Here is a 21,320-nt window from a genome sequence, read left to right on the forward strand (position 1 = left end):
GATGACAGCAACATATGGATATGGACAAGGAAGTAAACAAGGAAGGCTGGTTACCTAAGGAATGGTAAGGGAAGCACCTATTCAAAATGCCGCATTTTTATGCGGCATTTTTCGTTTAAGACCCGAAATTAAGCACTAAGACACTCAAACACCGCATAAATTCTTACAAGCCAAACTTATGTTTTAAGATCTCCAGCCCTTCGTCACTATAGGCCGCATCAATGGATTTGAGGTTTTCTGAGGTTATCAAGGTCTCATAGGCATGGATAATATCGTAAATCCACTTCCCGGGAATGAAGCGGGTAATTTGCTGCTCTGTTATGGTTTCTTGCTCGCCTTCTAAATCCAAATGTAGCGTAAGAACCTCTTCTCCAGAAGACAATAAAAGCGATAAGTTTGAGCTTTTGAAAGTTTCCCCATAAAAGCTTATGCAAGCACCCGCCCTATCCGCAAACTGAAGCGTGTAGGTATTATCATTTAGCGTAAATTGGATTTTTTTCTCATCACCTTCGTGAATAACTACCGTAGAGCTTATTTCACAGTGGACCAAGCTCTCACTATCTTTTATTTTTAGTGTGGGCTGTGAAGACATGGACTTATACAAATGAATAATTCGCTTATCCAACATTAGCACTTTTGCTAACTTACGACGCTCCTTTATAGCAGAAAAAACCTGGGAGTTATTCAGCTGTGCTTGCCGCTCTATTCTCTGCAAAGCGCGGTTAATTGTTGACTGCAAATGGTCAAAGGCGGAACGAACAGATAACAAAGTTAGTTCATCATAATTCTGGCTCATATCCTGTGCCTATCCTGCATCAATATTTTTAGACTTATTAATCATCGTCTTCACAATATAGCAGTAAAGACCAAGAGGCGCTAAAGTGAAGTATATGGAAACAATATTTATGCCAAACTTTATTTTTACAACTCGATACTTCCGCTANAATTGTCATAAAGCTTTAAGATCAATAATATAGACTTAAGCTTCTAACAGATATATGAACTTATTGTTGGCGTGCGTTGAAGACATCGGCCAATAGTTACCATTATGGACAATACTATGATCAAAAACTGCCTATTCCCAGTTGCAGGCTACGGAACCCGTTTCTTACCCGCAACAAAAGCAATGCCTAAAGAAATGCTACCCCTCGTAAATAAACCCCTTGTGCAATATGGCGTTGAGGAAGCGCACCAGGCAGGCATGAACCGAATGGGTTTTGTCACAGGTAGAGGCAAACGAGCCATTGCAGATCACTTTGATATTAGCTACGAACTAGAAAATGAAATTAAAGGTTCAGGAAAAGAGGCTCAGCTCGATTCCATTCGGAATTTAATGGAAAATAACACCTTTTCATTTACACCACAGCATCAAATGAAAGGTCTTGGCCACGCAATCTATAGCGGTCGAGGTTTGGTTGGCGATGATGCTTTTGCAGTTGTTTTGGCAGATGACTTTTGTACGGCAGATGAAAACGGCGACGGCGTGCTTAAGCAAATGGCAGAGTTATATAATCAGTTCCGCTGCAGTATCGTAGCGATCCAGGAAGTTCCTGCTGACCAAACGCATAAATATGGTGTTATTGCAGGCGAATGCATGAAGGATGGCCTATACCGTATCACTGAAATGGTTGAAAAGCCGGCTCCGGAAGATGCTCCTTCAAATCTAGCAATTATCGGTCGTTATATTCTGACACCGGACATCTTCGATATCATCAAAGCAACACCGCCCGGAAAAGGTGGAGAAGTTCAAATAACCGACGCCCTGCTCACTCAAGCGAAAAAAGGTTGCGTGCTAGCCTATAAGTTTAAAGGTCAGCGTTTTGACTGTGGTAGTGTCGATGGTTTTATTCAAGCGACTAACTATGTCTATGAAAACGTATACAAAGCAGAATCGTAGTCGATACAAATAAATGAGTTTGCTGCGCCTTAGCGCGGCAAACTTCCTGCTCCATCAAAAAAGAACAAAGCAATTAAAGACCTAATAGCCTTAGTTTGCAATTAGTTGAAGTATCAGCTCTTTACTTTGCGCATCGCTTTTACGGTAACGCCGAAGTAACTCACGCTCATCATCAGTTGGTATTAACTTTTCAATCTGTCGTCCCAACTCAACTAATGAGTCCCCCAAATCCTCCGCATCACTGTCATTGATACCAGGCAAATCCAATTGGTGGCCGGTTTCAATATTAGGCACATCAACAAAACTTTCTAAAGGCATGGCTGTCTTAAAACACAAATCAAGAAGGTTATCCAAACTAGGATAACAGCGTGTTTCACTACTTTCGGCTTCCCACGACTCAACGACCAAAGGGTCAACTAAACAATACTCCGCAACATCAATATACGAAAGTTTCTTCGACTGCCGGACTTTTTTAAGTTGATGATTAAATTGCTTTAGATACTTCATAAGAATTCAGCACTGAAAATAGGTAATGATCAATATAGCATTTGATCCAGATAATTCGTAGTTAAAAATACTTTTTTACAGCTCGTTAATAATTTTTTTGCTAATTAGTTCAAGTACTAATAAGACAATCTTAAGATAATAATTAAGATTGGGTATAAGTAAACAAACAGCGCTTTTACGAATTATTTACACGAAGTCCGATAGACGTACATATCATCATTATTCATAATAGGCTGCCTTTTAAATAAGGAAACTCTCTTTACTTAATCACTGAGCTGGTAAAACGCACGATGCGCATTCCGAATATTTATGTTGATCAGCCTCTCGAAGCATCCTCAAATACCGTAATCGAGGGCCAAGCAGCGCAGCACCTTTTAAAAGTGCTTAGAATGAAAGCTGGTGACCAGCTTAGGCTTTTTAATGGCGACGGTAAGTTCTACCCCGCTACCATTCAGGAAACTAGCAAAAAGTCTTTCGCTACTAGTATCGGCATCGCTGAAAATGCTGTCAGTGAATCTAAACTTAAGACCCATATCGGCCAGGTCATGTCTCGGGGTGACCGAATGGACTACGCCATCCAAAAGAGTACTGAGATGGGCGTTAATGCGATTACACCCTTAGATAGTGAGCGCTGCGAATTGCGCCTTAACAATGAACGTGCAAGCAAACGTGTTCAGCACTGGCAACAGGTTGCAATTAGCGCTGCTGAACAATGTGGGCGCGCAACGGTGCCGACCGTCCATCCGATATTGAATGTCGATGACTGGGTTCAGCAACAATCATCTAAGGGCTTGTCTTTGGTTTTACACCACAGAGACCGCCAACGTTTATCTGATATCTCCCCCGCCCCTGGCCATGTCAATATTCTTATTGGTCCTGAAGGGGGGTTAAGTGAAGCTGAAATCAGCATGGCCTGTGATAATAAGTTTATCCCAAGCACCTTCGGCCCAAGAGTATTGCGTACAGAAACAGCCCCTGTAGCGTGCCTGGCATTGCTTCAGTGGCTCTGGGGGGACTTTAATACCTAAGCTGCTCTAGCCAAGTGAAAGATTAAAAATACTCAGATTAGACTCAAGATTACTTAAGCTTTTATTCCTTTAACACTGTGGAATCAACACAATGAACACATTCCAGAACCTCCGCCAAAAGCACAGCTGGTTTTTACCTATCATTATCCTAGCGGTGGCAGCCTTGATCATTTTTGCGCTCGTCGTTTCTAAGCCCAAACCACCCAAAAAAGAAACCAAAGAAAAGGAATGGCTAGTATCAAGCATCATACTTAAGGAAACCCAGGCGCAGCCTCAAGTCGAACTATTGGCACGGGTTGAATCGCCTTTCGACTCAACATTAAGCGCTGCGATCACTGCCGACGTAATGCAAGTTCCAGTGCGAGAAGGAATTAGCGTAAAAATGGGCGACCTACTGGTCCAACTCGATGCTCGCGAAATCGAACTTACCCTGGCACAGCGGCAAGCTGATATTAATGAGCTAGATGCTCTAATCGATGCAGAGAAGCTACGCTTTAAAACCGATCAGGATTCTCTGGTTGAAGAAAAACGATTACTAGAAATTGCCGAGCAAGCACTGGCCCGTCAGGCAAAACTAAAAGCTTCTAACCTGGTCGCACAGGAACGCTACGATAGTGCCGAGTCTAGCCGTGCTCAGCAAGCTTTATCCGTCAATGCCCGAAAGCTAAATATTGCCGACCACCCTAATCGTTTAAAGCAGCTTCAAGCTAAAAAAGTACGAGCCCTCACCTTGCTGAAAGACGCAGAAATCGATGCTGAGCGCGCTCAGATCAGAGCCCCTTTTGACGGTATTGTCACAAGTGTTAAGGTCGCTCCGGGTGAGCGAATACAAATGGGACAAGCACTGGTTTCTCTCTACGACCGAAAGAATATGGAGCTCCGCGCTCAAGTACCCGACAAATATCTGGCACTTATTAGTGATGCACTGCAACAGGGTATCAACATCCAAGCCACGGCACTTAGCCATCAATCAGAAATACCATTACAACTTCTGCGATTATCTGGCCAGGCAAGTCTCAGCAATGGCGGTGTCGATGCTCTATTTAGACCTGCTAGCGAAGAGCATAACTTGATTCTAAACAAAGCATTACGATTACGCATTGATATGCCAGCACTAACAAACGTATTCACTCTACCCGTGTCGGCAATCTATGGAACAAATCGAATTTATCGTATTGAGGAGGGACGGCTTCAATCGCTAAATATTGAAGTATTAGGAAAACAGCTTTTAAGTCTTAGCACGAATTCTGCAAATGAAGAGACTCTTCAAGACAGAGTCATTATTCGTAGTAAGCATCTAGGCGATGGCGATAAGGTCACAACAACCCAACTCCCCAATGCAATTTCCGGTCTAAAAGTTAAAGAGCGTAGCTAAGAATGAGCATTGTAAATCACGAACAAAACCCAGGTGATCACCGCTCAGATTTAATTGGCCGCTTTGCTCAACATAAAGTAGCAGCCAACCTGCTCATGCTGATTATGCTGCTTGCAGGTGCGGTATCACTAATCAAACTTAACACTCAGTTCTTACCAAACTTCGAACCCGACTACGTTATCGTCCGCGTTACCTGGCCAGGTGCCAGTGCAGAAGATGTGGCCAAGTCGATTGTCACACCGCTAGAACAGCAGTTGCGCAATCTAGATTACGTGAAAGAAATGCGTTCGACGTCTTATCAAAGCGCTGGCGTCATCGTCCTGGAATATGATGAAGGCAGTGATATGGGTTTGGCCCTCGACCAAGTTAAAGAATACGTTGACCTGGTAAGAAACCTTCCCTCTGATTCTGAAACGCCCGAAGTATCAAAAGTTTCGTTAAATGAGGACGTTGCAACCATCATTCTTTCTTCGGATGGCACATTAGAAGAACTACGCCCACTTGCCTACCAGTATGAAAGAGAACTACTAGACAGAGGCGTTGCAAAAGTCGAGTTTATTGGCCTGCCATCTCAAGAGATAGCCATTCAGGTTGATAGCAAACAGATCAGCGCATTAAAAATGTCACTTCCCCAACTCGGCCAGCAAATACTCAATGCCAGTCAGGATATCCCAGCAGGTACCAGCGGAAAAAGTGAAGCAGCCAAAGAACTTAGAAGCATTGAACAGCGAAGAAGTGAAAGTGGCTTTGAACAGCTAGCCATACTAAGCGGAAGTTCTGCCGAACCCATTAAGCTCGAAGACATCGCGGTGGTGCAACAACGTAATAAAGACAATCAAATAGAGGTCTTTTATCAAAACAGGCCTGCTGTTTTGTTACGAGTTCTTCGCACCCAGTCTTCCGACACTTTGAAAGCAGCTGAGACTCTTAATAACTGGTTGGCTGACACAAAGCCCCTACTCCCTCAAACTGTTCAGTTACACGCTTATAATGAAGCCTACGTACTAATTGAGGACCGTATTAACCTGCTAATCAAAAACGGCCTAGGCGGCTTGATTCTAGTGGTCAGCATCCTATTCATATTCCTCAATGGTCGTGTGGCCTTTTGGGTTGCTGTCGGTATCCCAATATCATTTATGGGCACACTTGCAATACTCTACCTCGTTGGCGGCAGTATCAACATGGTCAGCATGTTCGCGCTAATCATGGCGCTGGGCATCATTGTCGATGATGCAATTGTTGTAGGCGAAGATGCCCTCACTCACTATAGCAAAGGTGAAAACCCTCTACGTGCTGCTGAAGGCGGTGCTCGCAGGATGTTCGTGCCAGTCTTATCTTCTTCGTTGACAACCGTTTCTGCCTTCCTGCCATTGATGCTCATTAGCGGCATTATCGGCAACATTCTGTTCGACATTCCACTAGTAATTATCTGTGTCATTATCGCCTCTGTAATTGAGTGCTTTCTCGTCTTACCAGGTCATTTAAATCATTCCTTTAAGCGCTCCTTTAAAGCCAATGCAGCGGGTTCATATCGGGAAAAAATCGATCAAGGTTTTAATCGCTTTCGGGATAATTTCTTCCGCCCTTTATCCGAAAAATCGATCGAGAATCGAGGCGTTATTCTTTGTCTATCCGTCGCGATCCTGGCTGTCAGTATCACTCTGATTGCCTCGGGCCGGGTCAAGTCAGACTTCTTCCCCCAACCTGAAAGCCATATATTACTTGGCAACGTTAAGTTTGCTTCAGGAACACCGCCTGAAAAAGTACGCGAGTTCGGCCTTAACATGGAGCAAGCCTTGCAACAAGCCGATGCAAAATTCGCCAAGGAACAACGCATGGGCGATGCTGATAGCCTGGTCGTTCATAGTGTTCTTAGGATTAACCAGGCCAGCTTCGATGGTGGCCAGAACTACTCCACGGGTGAACAATATGCTTCCGTTCACGTAGAACTTTTAACACCAGACGCTCGCGATATAAGAAACCCCGAATTTATTGAAGCCTGGAACGATTTCATCGACCAACCCGATGGCGTAGAGCAGCTGAGCATATCTAGCCCACGAGGTGGTCCACCGGGTAAAGACGTCGATATATTCCTCACTGGGCAAGCGACTTCGGTACTCAAACAAGCGGGTGAGGACCTGGCGACCAAGCTAAAAACCTATGTCGGCGTGCGTGATATCCAAGACGACCTACCCTTTGGTAAAAACCAATTTATCTACTCACTTACGCCTCTGGGAGAAGCGCTTGGCTTCACCGTCTCGGATGTTGGCAGACAATTACGAGCGGCCTTCGACGGCCAGCTTTTACAAGTATTCTATGACGAGAATGAAGAGATCGAGGTTCGGATTATTCTTCCCGATGAAGAGCGCAACTACTCTCGTATTCTCGACAACTTCCCTCTCGTTACACCCTCTGGTGATATTGCTCAGCTAAGCAATGTCGTCACCTTGACCCATAGAAAAGGCTTAGAACTGGTTAGGCATACTGAAGGTAAGCTTGGTCTGCACGTCACCGCCAGCGTTAACCCCGACTTAAATAATGCCAACCAGATAATCGCCGAGCTACAAGAAGAGTTTTTACCTAACCTGTCCATCGAGTACGGTATTAAAATAGACTTGAAAGGCAGGGCTGAAGAACAAGCCCAGACCGGCAAAGATATGATGCTAGGCGCAGCCATAGGCTTTACCTTAATCTATATTATCCTGGCGTGGGTATTTGGTTCCTACTCTTGGCCTGTCGCAGTATTGCTTGCGATCCCTCTTGGAATATCGGGTGCGATACTGGGTCACTGGCTGCTAGGCATTGACCTAACCATGCTCTCTTGGTTTGGCTTTTTTGGCCTATCAGGCATCGTTATCAATGATGCGATAATATTGGTCACCTTCTATCGAGAGTTACGAGAACAAGGCCAGCCCGCCAAACAGGCTATTGTCGATGCTTCATGCCTGCGACTCAGAGCGGTTATGCTGACCTCTTTGACGACTGTTGCGGGGCTATTACCACTGCTGTTCGAAACATCACTGCAAGCTCAGTTCCTGATCCCTATGGCTGTCAGTATTTCATTTGGCCTGGCATATGCAACGATTCTTATCTTGTTTGTTATTCCAGCTTTAATTTCGCTTATTGAAGAGTTTAAAGAGCGGAAAGCTAAGGCCTAAGAAATATAATAAACCAACAAAAAAGGGGCGCCAGAAAACTGGAGCCCCTTTTTTAATGCTTTGAGCTTACAAGCTATTCAACAGCGCTTCACAGCTTGCATCATCCGTTGGGCGTTCATTAACGCTCTGTTCTATATCAATCAGACCATTTGGACTTGACCAACTTGCGGTTTCCCCTGCATAGCTCATGCTATAAAGGTTTTCACCATCAGCTTCACCTCGACTGATCAAAGTCAGATCAAACGAACCAGCAACCGTTAACACCAATCGACGATCATCAATGGTAAACCAAGTAGCCAAATCAATCAGCGTACCCGAAGTTTCGTAGATATCGTCTTCATCATTATCGTTGCTGGTATCATTGTAGGCTAGACACAGGTCTACAGTACCTGCCTGGCCGCTTTCATCGGCGTCAAACAAGAACAAAGCCTTTCCAGAGATACCTTCTTCGCCATCACTATAATCGATAAATAACTCTCGACCATCCAGCGCCTCATAAGTATCACCACCTGTGCCAATTGAAGCCGAACTGAAATCAGTAGTAGAACTAAAATCCAAGTCAAGCAAGGTGCTGAAGTCAATATCTTCCCCACCACTCAAGTCGGTATATAAATTAGATGCAAGGTTCTCAACTTCTGCCACCGCATCAGCCAAGTCACTGGCATCTTCATTCATCTTAGTCACTATTAACTCTACACCCACCATGCGAGAACGCGCCTCGTCCAAGTCAGCGGTGGTGCCAGGTAGTGCATCATCAATTAAGCCAAGAATCTGTACTGCATCCGCAATTACATTGCCTTCAGCAGCATTACCAGGAAAGGTTTCATCCTCATCACCCAGCTCTGTATAAAGAGCGCTCACAGCAGCATTGACACTATTGAAAACAGCTCTCAATGAAGTCGTATCAAGTGTGTCACCGGCTGCAATAACCGCCGCCAATTCTTGATAAATTAGAACACTTGCGCTATTTGGGAAGTTACTTAGGTCACCAAAGGCATCAAAATGCTCATCGAAAACATCTTCAAACAAGGCGACTACTTTATGAAGCTTCAAGGCCTGATTGGTCAAATCAGCATCAAATGCATCAACGCCCCCCTCACCCAAAAAGTCACTATTAGCTTCGTCTGATGTAATACCTAACTCATCTAACACATCAGCAGCATCCTCCCCTGCTTCAGCGATAATAGAGGTTAAAGGTGTAATATTTTGATTTGGAACCGTACCACCCGACAGATCAACATTTGCCGCTAAGGCACCAATGAAAGGCTCGCCGGTAAAGATATCAAAGCCACCGTATGCGCGAAGCGTTCCAGTACCCGTTGCGGAAGTTGATAAACAATGCCTTGCCTGGGCGCTTGTCGCATCACTAGCACAATAATCAACTAAGCCATCTTTACTTGTTGAGAAAAAACCATCTTTATCGGTAATCGCTGAAGCTTCCCAAGCATCGCGTTTGCCATTGTCGTTACCATCCAAATAAACTGTAGCACCCGCCAAGTAGGCATCAACAACGGCACCTTCAACTGCTTGTTTCGACTGGCTTGTACCCCCATCAGGATCATCAGGGTTACTACAACCAGCGCTAATTGCAACAGCTGCAGCTAGGGCAGTGAGTGAAAATCCCTTCGTCATCGTGAATAACGTTTGTTTCTTAATAAGGTTCATATGCCCTCTCCTTAAAATTTCTCTTCAAAGCCGATATTAAAGCCAAAGCGTCTCGGTGCTTTTGTTCCATCAAGTTCAACTGTATCCAAACTCGCCGCTAAATCAATATTCATCATGCCAAACAGTGTTGTACCAAAGCCAACCATAGTTAGCTCGCTACCGACTAAATTCTGACTAATACCTAAACGAATTGTCGGCAAAATATAACTATTAGGGAAATAAGTGGCAGAACCGCTTATCATCTGGCTTTCTCGGCCTACCAAGTCATACACAGAGTTTAAGTCATAAGCGCCTGTCAATAACCACTGCTTGTCCTCAGTATAGAGAGAGCCTTCAATGGTTGTTTGAGCAGCCATTACAGCAGTTTCTTGCAGTGAGATTTCACCAGAAAATACGTCGCGAGCAACTTCACAGTTAGCCCTTCTTGTTGGGTCTGTAATTGAGCCACAGTCTGTACCAATATCGCCATACTTGAACTCAGGCTCATTTATATTTGCGATAGTCAGGCCAGCATGACCATTAGGGAAAGCCCAAAGAAGACCTAAATCAACGCCCATCTCTGTTGTTGAAACTGTATTCTCTTCAAATTCGTCACGAATCGCATCACCAGCATCGTCATCTTCGGCGATGTTAGTCAATGCCAGTACTTGTTTATTCATGGTGGCGTGATAAGCATTAAGCTGAACCCCTGCAAAGAGCTTAGAATCCATCACTGGCGGCTGCCATACTTCAGCACTGTACGATAGACTACCCGTAACCAACGAAGCGCCTTTTACATAAAGTGCACTCGCTGTTAGTAGCTCGACATCACTACCGGTAATCTGAATATCTAGTGGGGCATCAAGAAAACTAACATCAAACAAACCCGAGGCATGAACATCCAGACCTAACACGCCGCCCAAGAAATCTGTTCTCAAAGCCATTGGAAAGAAAGGAACATGTAAACCCAGACCAATCGTTAAACGCGCATCTTCACCAAACTTTGGTAATAAGTCATCAAACTTTTCTTTGATATCAAGTGCTTCACCCAACGTTAAGTCTTCATTATCAAGAGCGTCAGACAATTCATCGACTTCATCAATAAAGTTGTCAACCTGCCCCGCTTCAATATCTATACCAAATGAGCTGAAATAACCCATTCTAAAATTTTCTTCGTCATTTATAAGTGATTCGCCAGATGCTGGGTTGTTTCCTATAGCCAGTAAGGTATTTGGGTGTGTTGTTTTCCCTAAAACCTTCAACGCTCCCGGCTGATACCCCTGATACCCTGCCACTGCACTTGTTGCTCCGCCAAGAAGCACCGCCAATGCGACACCTCTAGCCAATTTAGTTCGTTGTAACGTTTTTTGCTTCATGCTCATTATCCTTCGCTATTCACACAACCTATCCGATTTAACCGCTTTCTACTCGTCTGTCATACCTGTTATTATTAGACGGAACAACCCGGCAAGTTAAACACCCCAATTTTCTCTTTTGCTTTTGTCGCTTTCGCACGCTAGCCCTAAAGATAGTTCAAACAAGGCTTCATTCAACTATTGATTTGTTTCGCCTTGATTAAGTCTCGTAACAAAACATTATCGAAACGTTTATTGATGTCTTGATGAAGTTTATCTGCGATGTCGCTAACTTCTGGTGAAAGCTTGATATGCTTATATTTCCACATACTTTCATGCCCTCTCAAAGCCTGTAATATTTGAGCTACACTAATCTGATCTGTGGAATGGCCTGGCACTAACATATCGGCCTTTTCACCCGCAACAATAAGTAGGCCGCCTGAAATCAACTTATCGATAATTTTTCGGCTCGCAACCGCTGGGATCGTATGTAGATGTTCGATATCTACTTGAAGAACCGGACTTTCTGTTGACTCAAACCTACGTGCAATATTCACCATAATATCGAGCCCAACTTTTTCGCTGACCTCCGGAGAAGGATCTAACTCCTGCGCCTTTGTGATATGGCTTTCATGCTGGTGATAAAACGCAATACTCGACCCTAGCAGTAAAATTAGCCAGTTTACGTACAACCAAATCAGTAACAAAATACCGACGGCAAAACCGGAATAGATCGCATCGTACTTAGACGAATTTACGACGAAGGCCGTAAAGAGAATGCTTGAAGCCTGCCACGCACTTCCACCCACGACACCGCCCACCAAAGCACTTTTAAAGTTAACTCGAGTATTTGGCATTAGAATATAAAACATGGTAAATGTCAGAATAATCATAAAGAAAGGCATCAGTTTGGTCATCATTAAGATCACCGTGCCAAAGGGTTCAATTGAAGCGATACTTTGAACCAGGCTGGAATTCATTGTTGACGCGGTTAGACTAATAGCAGCAACCACCAAGACTGGACCAACCAGCACAACGATCAGGTAGTTACTGAAACGCTGCCCCAAGGAACGCAATTCCGGTGCGAACCAAATCGTATTAAATGCCTTTTCTATCTTCTGGATTAGGGAGATAACCGTATAGAACAATATAATAAAACCAAGAAAGCCCAGTACACCAACCTTCATATTATCGACGAAGGACAAAACACTATTATGTATTTCGATGCCTTTAGCCCCCATCGGTTCAAGGAAGCTATAGAGCATCGGGGTAAAACGGTCTTGTACATTGAAAGCTTTCAAAACTGAAAAGCTCAAGGCCAGCATAGGGACAATCGAAAGAATCGTCGTATAAACAAGACTCATTGCGTGAAGCGTTATTTGCCCGGTAGCGATATCACGGATCACAACATAAAGAATTCGAAGGGCGTCCCGAAGCAAAGACATAAGGGGATTCATTGAGGGCTTTGGTGAGGCTAAAAGCCAGGCTTCAGCGTCCTTCCATTGATCTAGCAAGTTTTTCAAAATGACCTACCCTGTCGTGACAGCATCAATCTCACAAATCAAAGCAGCTAAGCCAGAGATTACCTCTTCCGCAAGTAAACCCGGAGCTTCACCTAGATCTATTTTATGCTGAAGATCAGCAGCCTTCGCCGATAGAGATGACGCTCTGATATTCCCGGCACTGCCTTTCAAGCCGTGAGCAAGGCGTGACATTAACTCTGTATCGCCCTGCTGCTGAGCATTTAGAAACTCTTCTTCAAACGTCACAAAGCTACCTTTGAAAGAGGACAATACCTGCTTAACAATATCCATATTGTTCATAAAAGTTTCTGTTAGCTTGTCCATGTCGATGCATTGGCTCTCGCTAGTTTGATCACTCATTGTCTATTGAACTCCATTCTTCATTGATACAAAGCCATATCTCGAAAAAAGCGGTATACTTGAGGCTGTGAAACTTACATTGATACATTGTTCTATTTTTAAGATTAGCAGACATTATCACAGACACATACTCGATAACGACTTTCAGGCTTTCACCCGTACCTCGATAAAAGAAATGGCCTCAATATTAAAGTAAGTTATTGGTTTTCATATACAAATATACCGATCCAACACCACTATTTATGTATAAGTTTTTTGAAAAGCTGGTAGAGCCGTTTCCTCCCGAGCATCCGGAACAACCACCGAAGGGTTTATTCGACTTTTGTGTGTACTATACACAAGGAATATTCCCCTTACTTTTTATCATGGGCGGGCTCACTGCCTTAATTTCCATCATGGAAGTTACGCTGTTTGGTTTCCTCGGACAGCTGGTAGACTGGCTGTCGAACAAAACACCTCAAACACTTTGGCAAGATGAAGGGAATACCCTTATTGCTCTAGGTGCAGTGATTCTTTTCGTCATTCCTCTTACTGTTTTGCTTCACTCAACCGTTATTCACCAAGCCTTGTTGGGCAACTATCCAATGCGAATTAGATGGTTAGCTCATCGGTACTTGCTTGGTCAAAGCTTTTCTTTTTACCAAGATGAGTTCGCTGGCCGCATAGCAACCAAAGTGATGCAGACTGCGCTTTCGGTTCGCGAAACCGTAATGAAGCTGCTCGATGTACTGCTCTACGTCAGTATTTATTTCATAGGTATGACTAGCGTCGTCACAGCGAGTGATGCCAGATTAAGCATTCCTCTTTTAATTTGGCTACTTTGCTATGGCTCCAGCCTTTATTACTTCATCCCTAAACTTCGTGATATTTCTACTCGTCAGGCAGATGCGCGCTCCAGCATGGTCGGAGCTGTGGTAGACAGCTACACCAACATTGAAACAGTGAAACTCTTCTCTCATAGCCAGCGTGAAGCAGAGTATGCAAAACGAACAATGGGCGACTTCCTTGAAACCGTTCACCCTCAAATGCGCTTGGTCACCCGGCTCAATGTGACAGTATGGGTATTGAATTCCCTCCTGTTATTCTCGATCTCATCTCTTTCAATCTGGCTTTGGATAAACGAAACCATTTCGACTGGAGCCATAGCTGTTGCGATTGCGCTAGCACTCAGGCTCAATGGCATGTCCCAATGGATTATGTGGGAAGTGTCCAGCCTGTTCGAGAATATCGGTTCAGTACAAGACGGTATCAGCACACTTTCAAAAGAACGAGCCGTGCTTGACTCAGACAATGCCAAAGCGCTTGAACTAAGCGATGGTAATATTGATTTTCAGAGGATTTCGTTTGAATACGAATCTGGCCGTCCGGTTATCAGCGAGCTTGATTTGCATATAAAAGCTGGCGAAAAAATTGGTCTGGTTGGCCGCTCAGGTGCTGGAAAGTCAACTCTGGTAAACCTCTTACTTAGATTCTACGACCTTTCTTCGGGCAACATCAGAATTGACGGGCAAGCTATTGCTGACATTAAACAAGAGAGCCTGCGCGAGCATATCGGCATGGTGACCCAAGATACTTCCCTGCTTCACCGCTCTGTGCGCGATAACATCCTTTATGGAAATCCCGAAGCCTCTGACGATGATCTGATCCGTGCAGCCAAACAAGCCCATGCTCACGAATTCATTCAAGAACTAAGTGACCTGGACGGACGACAGGGCTATGACGCTCATGTAGGCGAGCGTGGCGTGAAGCTTTCTGGCGGTCAGCGTCAGCGTATTGCGATTGCCCGAGTCTTATTGAAGAACGCCCCAATACTTGTTCTGGATGAAGCCACGTCTGCTTTGGATTCGGAAGTCGAAGCTGCGATTCAACAAAGTTTATATACCTTAATGGAAGGCAAGACAGTCATTGCGATCGCTCATCGCTTATCTACCATCGCCGCACTAGACAGACTGATCGTATTAGACGAAGGCAAGATTGCCGAGCAAGGCAGCCACACAGAGCTACTTGCCCAAAACGGTATTTATGCGCAACTTTGGGCTCGACAGTCGGGTGGTTTTATCGGAGATTAAAACTTTGGGGTCAGAGTAAAAACTATTATTTTTACTCTGCCCCCAAATCTTGCCTTAACCAAACACCACTGTTTTATTTTCGTGGATAATAACCCTCTCTTCCAGGTGCAAACGCAAACCTCGTGCTAATACATTCTTCTCGGCATCTTTACCTAAGCGAACCATATCTTCTATCGTATTACTGTGACTAATACGAATCACATCCTGGTCGATAATAGGCCCTTCGTCCAAATCTTGAGTGACATAGTGACAGGTTGCACCAATCAATTTCACGCCTCTGTCATAAGCTTGATGGTAAGGCTTTGCCCCAGCAAATGAAGGTAAGAAGCTATGATGAATATTGATCACGCGTCCTGCATATGTCTCACACAGGTCAGCAGGTAAAATCTGCATATAGCGAGCAAGTACCACCAAGTCGGTCTGGTATTCATCCACCAAGCTACTAACCTGGTCGAAAGCAGCTTGTTTGTTTTGTGGGTCTACCGGCACATGGTGATAAGGAATATCGTGCCATTCAACCATACGGCGTAAATCATCGTGATTGGATATCACTGCCACAATTTCCGCATCCAGCTCATTGCTGTGCCAGCGATGTAGTAGATCCGCTAAACAATGGGATTCCTTTGAAGCCATCAACACGACGCGTTTCTTAGTATTAGAATCGCTAATACTCCATGACATGGAAAACTCTTTGGCAATGGGTTCAAACACTGTTTTGAAGTTTTCCAGATCAAAAGGAATCGAACTCGCCTTGATCTCATTGCGCATAAAAAACCAGCCGTTCTTCTGGTCGGCATGGTAACTCGCTTCAGTGATCCAACCATTATAAGTTGCCAGAAAGTTACTGACTTTTGCGACTATACCAGTACGGTCAGGGCAAGAAACGACAAGACGATAGGTTTGTTCCATAATATTTTACTGCTTCCACAATCGTTTAAGGACTAATTTGTATTCAGACATAGGCGCTCAAAATAAAAAAGAGAGCCACGAAGACTCTCTTTATTATAGATAGGTCTGAGATAATTCAAGCTTATCTCTTATTCAGACTTTGCCGCAATGATCTTCGCCTGCCATTCTTTTGGCGCAGTCTGGTGAACTGAAATACCCTGACTATCAACGGCAACTGATACTGGCATGTCAACCACATCAAATTCATAAATAGCTTCCATACCTAGTTCAGGGAAGGCAACCACTTCAGCATTCTTGATTGCTTTTGACACCAAGTAAGCCGCGCCACCCACTGCCATCAAGTATACTGATCCGTATTCTTTAATCGCATCAATCGCCACCTGGCCACGCTCGGCTTTACCGATCATGCCCATCAGGCCAGTTTCTTTAAGAATGGTATGTGTAAATTTATCCATACGTGTTGCCGTAGTCGGGCCAGCAGGGCCAACAACTTCCTCACGAACCGGATCAACAGGCCCAACGTAGTATATAAAGCGGCCTTTCAAATCTACTGGCAGCTCTTCACCATTGGCTAGCATCTCAGTCATTTTCTTATGAGCTGCATCGCGGCCAGTCAGCATTTTACCTGAAAGCAAAACCGTATCGCCCGGCTTAAGGTCGGCGACGTCTTCTTTAGTCACGTTATTCAAATCAATGCGCTTAGCACTGTCGCCAGCTTCCCAAGTAATCTCAGGCCAGTCTTCAAGACTTGGAGGTGTTTGCAATGCCGGGCCGGAGCCATCTAACACAAAGTGAGCATGACGTGTGGCAGCACAGTTTGGAATCATTACGACAGGCAATGATGCAGCATGCGTTGGATAGTCGTTAATTTTTACGTCCATAACCGTTGTTAAGCCACCAAGGCCTTGAGCACCGATACCCAGGTCGTTGACCTTATCCATAATCTCTAAACGTAACTCTTCAACACGATTTTGAGGGCCACGCTTACGAAGCTCATGAATATCAATCGGCTCCATCAAAGCTTCTTTCGCCATCACGGCAGCTTTTTCAGCTGTACCACCGATGCCTATACCCAACATGCCTGGCGGGCACCAGCCAGCGCCCATCGTAGGAACCGTTTTCAGAACCCAGTCAACAATACTGTCACTAGGGTTCAACATCGCCATTTTTGACTTATTCTCGGAACCACCGCCTTTTGCAGCAACTTGGACGTCGACAGTGTTGCCTTCGACAATCTCATAGTGGATCACAGCAGGTGTATTGTCTTTAGTATTCTTACGAGCGCCGGCAGGGTCATCTAGGATTGAAGCACGTAAGACGTTATCTGGATGAGTGTAAGCACGACGTACACCTTCATTTATCATATCAGTCAGGCTTAATTCAGCATCCCACTGCACATCCATACCGACTTTAACGAATACAGTCACGATACCGGTATCCTGACAAATTGGTCGCTTACCTTCTGCACACATACGTGAATTGATGAGTATTTGTGCCATTGCATCTTTAGCAGCTTGGGACTCTTCTTTTAAATACGCTTCATGGACGGCATCAATAAAGTCTTTTGGGTGATAGTAGGAGATAAACTGCAGGGCATCTGCAACGCTATCAATTAAATCTGCTTGACGAATTGTGGTCATAGTCACTCTCTAACGTTTTTCTTTAATTAATAAACTGCTGAGGCTCTTAAGCTTTTGGCCAGGCCCATGTTGTGTTTATCAATTAATACATGGCTGATCACCCACTCATCTTCTGAGCGATCAATTATTGGGGTACTGAATTGTACTCTGATTGAAGATGAGTTTGTAGTCACACCTACAAAGCTTAAACGACGGTTAAATTCGTTACAGCTACTAAGCAAGTGCATCTAATTCTTTGCGCTAAAAAATTAGACAAATTGCTTTTTCGTGTCTACGTTTAATCTAGGTCAAAATTTTTAGGCCTGGTGGTGTGTGTTGCTGAATTTAAACAGATAAAACCAAGCAAGCATCCACCATCTAGCCACTACTTATTTGAGACAACGTTTAGGAAAGGTCTTATCCATGTATAAAAAAACCTTATTAAGTGTCGCGATTGCGTCAGCATTATCATTAACAGGCTGTCTGGACACTACTGATCCAGAAAACAACCCGAAAGAAAGAGATAACGAAAACTCACAGACGACCCCTCCGTCATCTGAGCAACAGGCGAATATTGAGCAGAACGAAAATAACCTCTACCCAGTATTTAACCCTGCTACCGGAGAGTTTCCTAAGCCAAATGACCTTTTACTACAAACAACGGATCCCGACGGTTCCTATGCTATCCCTGGTCTAGCCGAGAAAATTGCTGCAGGCACAGAAACACCACCTGAAGTCGCACTTGAGTATCTTAGTGGCGCATCCTTAACAGCCCCAATCGATATCGAAATTGGCCAAGGCATAGCAGGGTCCGACATAACAGATACGATAAACACAGATACGGTTATCGCAGAAAGCTTTATTAATGTTGGAGGCGCTCCTGTTCCTAACCCTGCCCAAAGCGTATTTCTGTTAGAACTAGAATATGCTGGTGGCGACCCTCTTAAAGGACTAGTCAACGAAGAATCCCCTACAGTTACTGACGCCATTACAGCAGCACAAGCCAGTGGTGGAGATTTATCGGCAGCAGGAGAACTTCTAGGAATAGCGGCTTCACCTAAGTATAGCGCTGAAGTCATTACCCGAGACAAAGTCGTTGGCGGCGAACGAGTAGAAACAAGTTACATACGAATCCAACCTTTAGAGCCTTTAAACCCTAACAAGCGCTACATTGTTGCACTGACCGATGAAATCAAAGATACCGAAGGAAAGTCTTTGATCAAACACCCTGGTATAGCCAACTATGCTGCCCTCGCTGATGAAAATCGAGAACCCGCCAACCCTCTCCTTGACGATGTGCAAGCTCAAATTGATTTCTGGGAAAAGGTTACCGCGAGCTATTTAGGCAACCTAACCAATGCGGCACGCCCAGATGATCAGCAATTAACTGAAGACAACATTGTTTTTACAAGTGGCTTTACCACTTCTAATGACACAAAAGTTGTCGACTATATGGTAGACCCTACCGAGTGGGCAACGAATACGGTTAAGACTCTTGTGACAACTGGCGCAGCAAAAGCGGCAGTTGATGCCGGCGCAGAAGATTATGCAACCATTAAAGGCGCTGTTGATACAGCAATCAGCAACTGGACCGCAGAGAGCTTCAATCCAGCTTTAGCAGGGTGTGATACCTATCCTGCTGGCGATGCACGCTTTGCATGCGCCGGTACCGGTATGATCACTGCAGCAAAAGCAGGTGGAATGTCTTTTCCTGAGCCCGCAGCCGATGATAGCGTAGCTTTCGACACACCGCGAGACCTAAGAACAGTATCAGCATTTATTACCGATGCAATCGCTCCAGTAGGTGCCGTAAACATTTCTGAAGGCTCCTTGACGATTCCTTACTATTCAGGTGTACCTGATACACGAGGCGTAAGCGATGGAACCGAAGCGAGACTTGTAGGCGAATGGTGGAAAGCAGATTCAACCTTAGCCACTCAAATAAATACTGCTTTTAACCTAGAGGCACTTGGCGCAGCTCTGCCACAAGCGACGACATCAAATGTTGTGAATCATTTGTTTCCGTTCCCAGCAAAGAACTCTACAGAAGAAATACCGGTATTAGCAATCTTCCCGGCAGATGACTCGAATATGCCGGCAGATGGTTATAAAACTGTTATTTACCAGCATGGTATTACAACTGATCGAAGTGTTGCCCTAGCACTCGGTAGCGCCATTGTTGCGAACAGCGGTGGAACCGTTGCGGTACTCGCGATTGATCAACCACTTCATGGTATTGATGCGATTTCTGAAGAAGGCCGCCTGGCATACGCAGCACAATTCCTTGCTGGTGGTCAGCTAGCTGGTTTCCCAGAGTCATTAGCTCCTGGCGATACCAATAATCAAGCTTTAGTTGATGGCACTCTTGCCACCACATTCGTGACAACATCATTAGACTCAGCGACAGTTATTGATGCGAGTGACGGTATTAGCGCCGCTGAAGCTGACCTGATTACTGAAACTTTTGCGGGAACCATCGCTGAAACAGTTGTAACCGGACAATTGCACGGCTCACTGATTGATATCACCGACGGAATCGACGGGACCGAAGCTGGCTATATTTCTGCTGCACTAAGCGGAGATCTTACCTACAATGTCGTAGCTGCTCAGTTAAACGGTACATTAATCGATATCACCGATGGCATTGACGGCACTGAAGATGCAACCATCAATGGCACAATCACGGCCGCATTAGGCGATGCAAGCGGAAATCCAACGCTTGATGCGACTGTTCAAAACCTTACAGCCCTAGAAGCAGCAGCTTCAAGCCTCCAAAGCTTACAGCTTGCGGCACAAGGTCTTGGCTTAATGCAGAATACTATTGAAAACGGTGCTAGCCAGATCCCTGGTCTAGGACAAGGTTCTGCCGATGAGCGTCACTTTGGCTTTGGCGGCGGTGTTACCAACGTTGTACCGATGGATTTCGCTGACGGCACCGTGGGCAGCTCCTCATCAGACCCTATCGATTGCTCCAACACGGGTTCTGGTGCATTCACGATTAACCCACTTAGCTTCCTAACTAGCCGTGATAACTTTAGACAGCACATGTCTGACTTAATGACTCTGCGTCTGTCTATTCCAACCATGGATATCGATGGAATAGATGATAACGGGCCAGAAGGTGATGGCTTTGACTTAAACGGAGACGATGTTCACTTTATTGCTCACTCTTTAGGTACCTTTAACGGCATTCCATTTGTCGAAATCGCGAACCAAACCAGTAGAACTGAAGATAACATTGTGTCTGCAAACTTTTTAACGCCAGGTGGCAACATTGCACGACTAGCAGAGAATTCCCCAGTATTTGCGCCGGGTATACTGCTAGCATTGCAATCTGCTGCTGGTTTACAAAGAGGCGATGCAGACCTTGAGACCTTCCTTAACGTTCTTCAAGCGTCATTTGACTCTTTTGATCCAATTAACTTTGTAGGCAACTTGAGTAGCACCACTTCTACAACCAAAGCCTTATTTAGCGAAGTGGTTGGCGATGTATTTATTCCAAATAATGCATCTCCCGCTGTTGACGTTGTACAACCAGCGAATATCGGCTGCAACGCAAACCCATACGCCGGCATCTCGCTTGGTGAAGGTACAGCGGCTCCTCTAGCAGGGACAAGTCCACTGCAAACTGCTTCCGGTGCTGTAAGCATTGGAGACTCAACTGATGAAGCAAGCATTAACTTCATTCGTTTTGAGAGTGACAGTGGTGCTCTACACACGACCCCTGCAGCGGCAGCTTCCTCTGCTGAGGCACCTGCTTTTGCAGAGTTTGTTACACAAGCAGCATCTTTCGTATTAAATGACGGTGAAGAAATCACTGTTGGGGATAGTGACCTGATAGTCGACGCCGAATAAAATGTAAGGAAACTAAAAGCC

The 21,320-nt window shown here is 44.8% G+C and carries 14 protein-coding genes; 6 read left to right on the top strand and 8 right to left on the bottom strand.

The features are described 5' to 3' along the window. Nucleotides 1-163: 163 nt before the first annotated feature. Nucleotides 164-796, bottom strand: a complete 633-nt coding sequence (locus A3756_RS24755; RefSeq protein WP_068514907.1) for a hypothetical protein — start codon at nt 794-796, stop codon at nt 164-166. 264 nt (nt 797-1,060) lie between these two features. On the opposite strand from A3756_RS24755, the gene galU reads away from it, so the two are divergent. Beyond that, nucleotides 1,061-1,897, top strand: a complete 837-nt coding sequence (gene galU / locus A3756_RS24760) for a UTP--glucose-1-phosphate uridylyltransferase GalU (protein ID WP_068514904.1) — start codon at nt 1,061-1,063, stop codon at nt 1,895-1,897. Between the two features lie 90 nt (nt 1,898-1,987). Here galU and A3756_RS24765 read toward each other — a convergent pair whose 3' ends face one another. Beyond that, on the bottom strand, nt 1,988-2,404 hold the full coding sequence (locus tag A3756_RS24765; protein ID WP_068554959.1) for a hypothetical protein: 417 nt from the start codon (nt 2,402-2,404) through the stop codon (nt 1,988-1,990). 290 nt (nt 2,405-2,694) lie between these two features. Between A3756_RS24765 and A3756_RS24770 the strand changes: the two genes are divergently transcribed. The 3 genes from A3756_RS24770 (at nt 2,695) to A3756_RS24780 (ending at nt 7,965) form a co-directional block, all read left to right on the top strand. Then, the gene (locus A3756_RS24770) at nt 2,695-3,432 is read left to right on the top strand and encodes a 16S rRNA (uracil(1498)-N(3))-methyltransferase (RefSeq protein ID WP_068514899.1); all 738 of its coding nucleotides are present in this window, start codon (nt 2,695-2,697) and stop codon (nt 3,430-3,432) included. A gap of 91 nt (nt 3,433-3,523) precedes the next feature. Then, nucleotides 3,524-4,807 carry an efflux RND transporter periplasmic adaptor subunit gene (locus tag A3756_RS24775; protein WP_068554961.1) on the top strand — a complete coding sequence of 428 codons (1,284 nt, stop codon included), beginning with the start codon at nt 3,524-3,526 and terminating at the stop codon, nt 4,805-4,807. A 2-nt stretch (nt 4,808-4,809) separates the two neighbouring features. Beyond that, nucleotides 4,810-7,965, top strand: a complete 3,156-nt coding sequence (locus A3756_RS24780) for an efflux RND transporter permease subunit (protein ID WP_068554963.1) — start codon at nt 4,810-4,812, stop codon at nt 7,963-7,965. A 66-nt stretch (nt 7,966-8,031) separates the two neighbouring features. On the opposite strand, the gene A3756_RS24785 is transcribed toward A3756_RS24780, so the two are convergent. The 4 genes from A3756_RS24785 to A3756_RS24800 form a co-directional block, all read right to left on the bottom strand. Further along, nucleotides 8,032-9,630, bottom strand: coding sequence for a hypothetical protein (locus tag A3756_RS24785; protein ID WP_068554965.1), 1,599 nt, complete (start codon nt 9,628-9,630; stop codon nt 8,032-8,034). 11 nt (nt 9,631-9,641) lie between these two features. Continuing rightward, nucleotides 9,642-10,985 carry a conjugal transfer protein TraF gene (traF, locus tag A3756_RS24790; protein WP_068554966.1) on the bottom strand — a complete coding sequence of 448 codons (1,344 nt, stop codon included), beginning with the start codon at nt 10,983-10,985 and terminating at the stop codon, nt 9,642-9,644. 173 nt (nt 10,986-11,158) lie between these two features. Continuing rightward, on the bottom strand, nt 11,159-12,487 hold the full coding sequence (locus A3756_RS24795) for a YihY/virulence factor BrkB family protein (RefSeq protein ID WP_156490750.1): 1,329 nt from the start codon (nt 12,485-12,487) through the stop codon (nt 11,159-11,161). Nucleotides 12,488-12,493: 6 nt separating this feature from the next. After that, entirely contained in the window at nt 12,494-12,847 is a 354-nt protein-coding gene (locus tag A3756_RS24800) for an Hpt domain-containing protein (RefSeq protein ID WP_068508113.1), read from the bottom strand. A 242-nt stretch (nt 12,848-13,089) separates the two neighbouring features. On the opposite strand from A3756_RS24800, the gene A3756_RS24805 reads away from it, so the two are divergent. Beyond that, nucleotides 13,090-14,916 carry an ABC transporter ATP-binding protein gene (locus tag A3756_RS24805; protein WP_068554968.1) on the top strand — a complete coding sequence of 609 codons (1,827 nt, stop codon included), beginning with the start codon at nt 13,090-13,092 and terminating at the stop codon, nt 14,914-14,916. Between the two features lie 54 nt (nt 14,917-14,970). Here A3756_RS24805 and purU read toward each other — a convergent pair whose 3' ends face one another. Then, nucleotides 14,971-15,825 carry a formyltetrahydrofolate deformylase gene (purU, locus tag A3756_RS24810; protein ID WP_068514882.1) on the bottom strand — a complete coding sequence of 285 codons (855 nt, stop codon included), beginning with the start codon at nt 15,823-15,825 and terminating at the stop codon, nt 14,971-14,973. Nucleotides 15,826-15,953: 128 nt separating this feature from the next. Next, entirely contained in the window at nt 15,954-17,465 is a 1,512-nt protein-coding gene (locus A3756_RS24815; RefSeq protein WP_068514878.1) for a fumarate hydratase, read from the bottom strand. Between the two features lie 402 nt (nt 17,466-17,867). On the opposite strand from A3756_RS24815, the gene A3756_RS24825 reads away from it, so the two are divergent. Beyond that, nucleotides 17,868-21,299, top strand: a complete 3,432-nt coding sequence (locus tag A3756_RS24825; RefSeq protein WP_068514872.1) for a hypothetical protein — start codon at nt 17,868-17,870, stop codon at nt 21,297-21,299. Nucleotides 21,300-21,320 lie beyond the last annotated feature (21 nt).

It is taken from the genome of Oleiphilus sp. HI0086 (assembly GCF_001635225.1).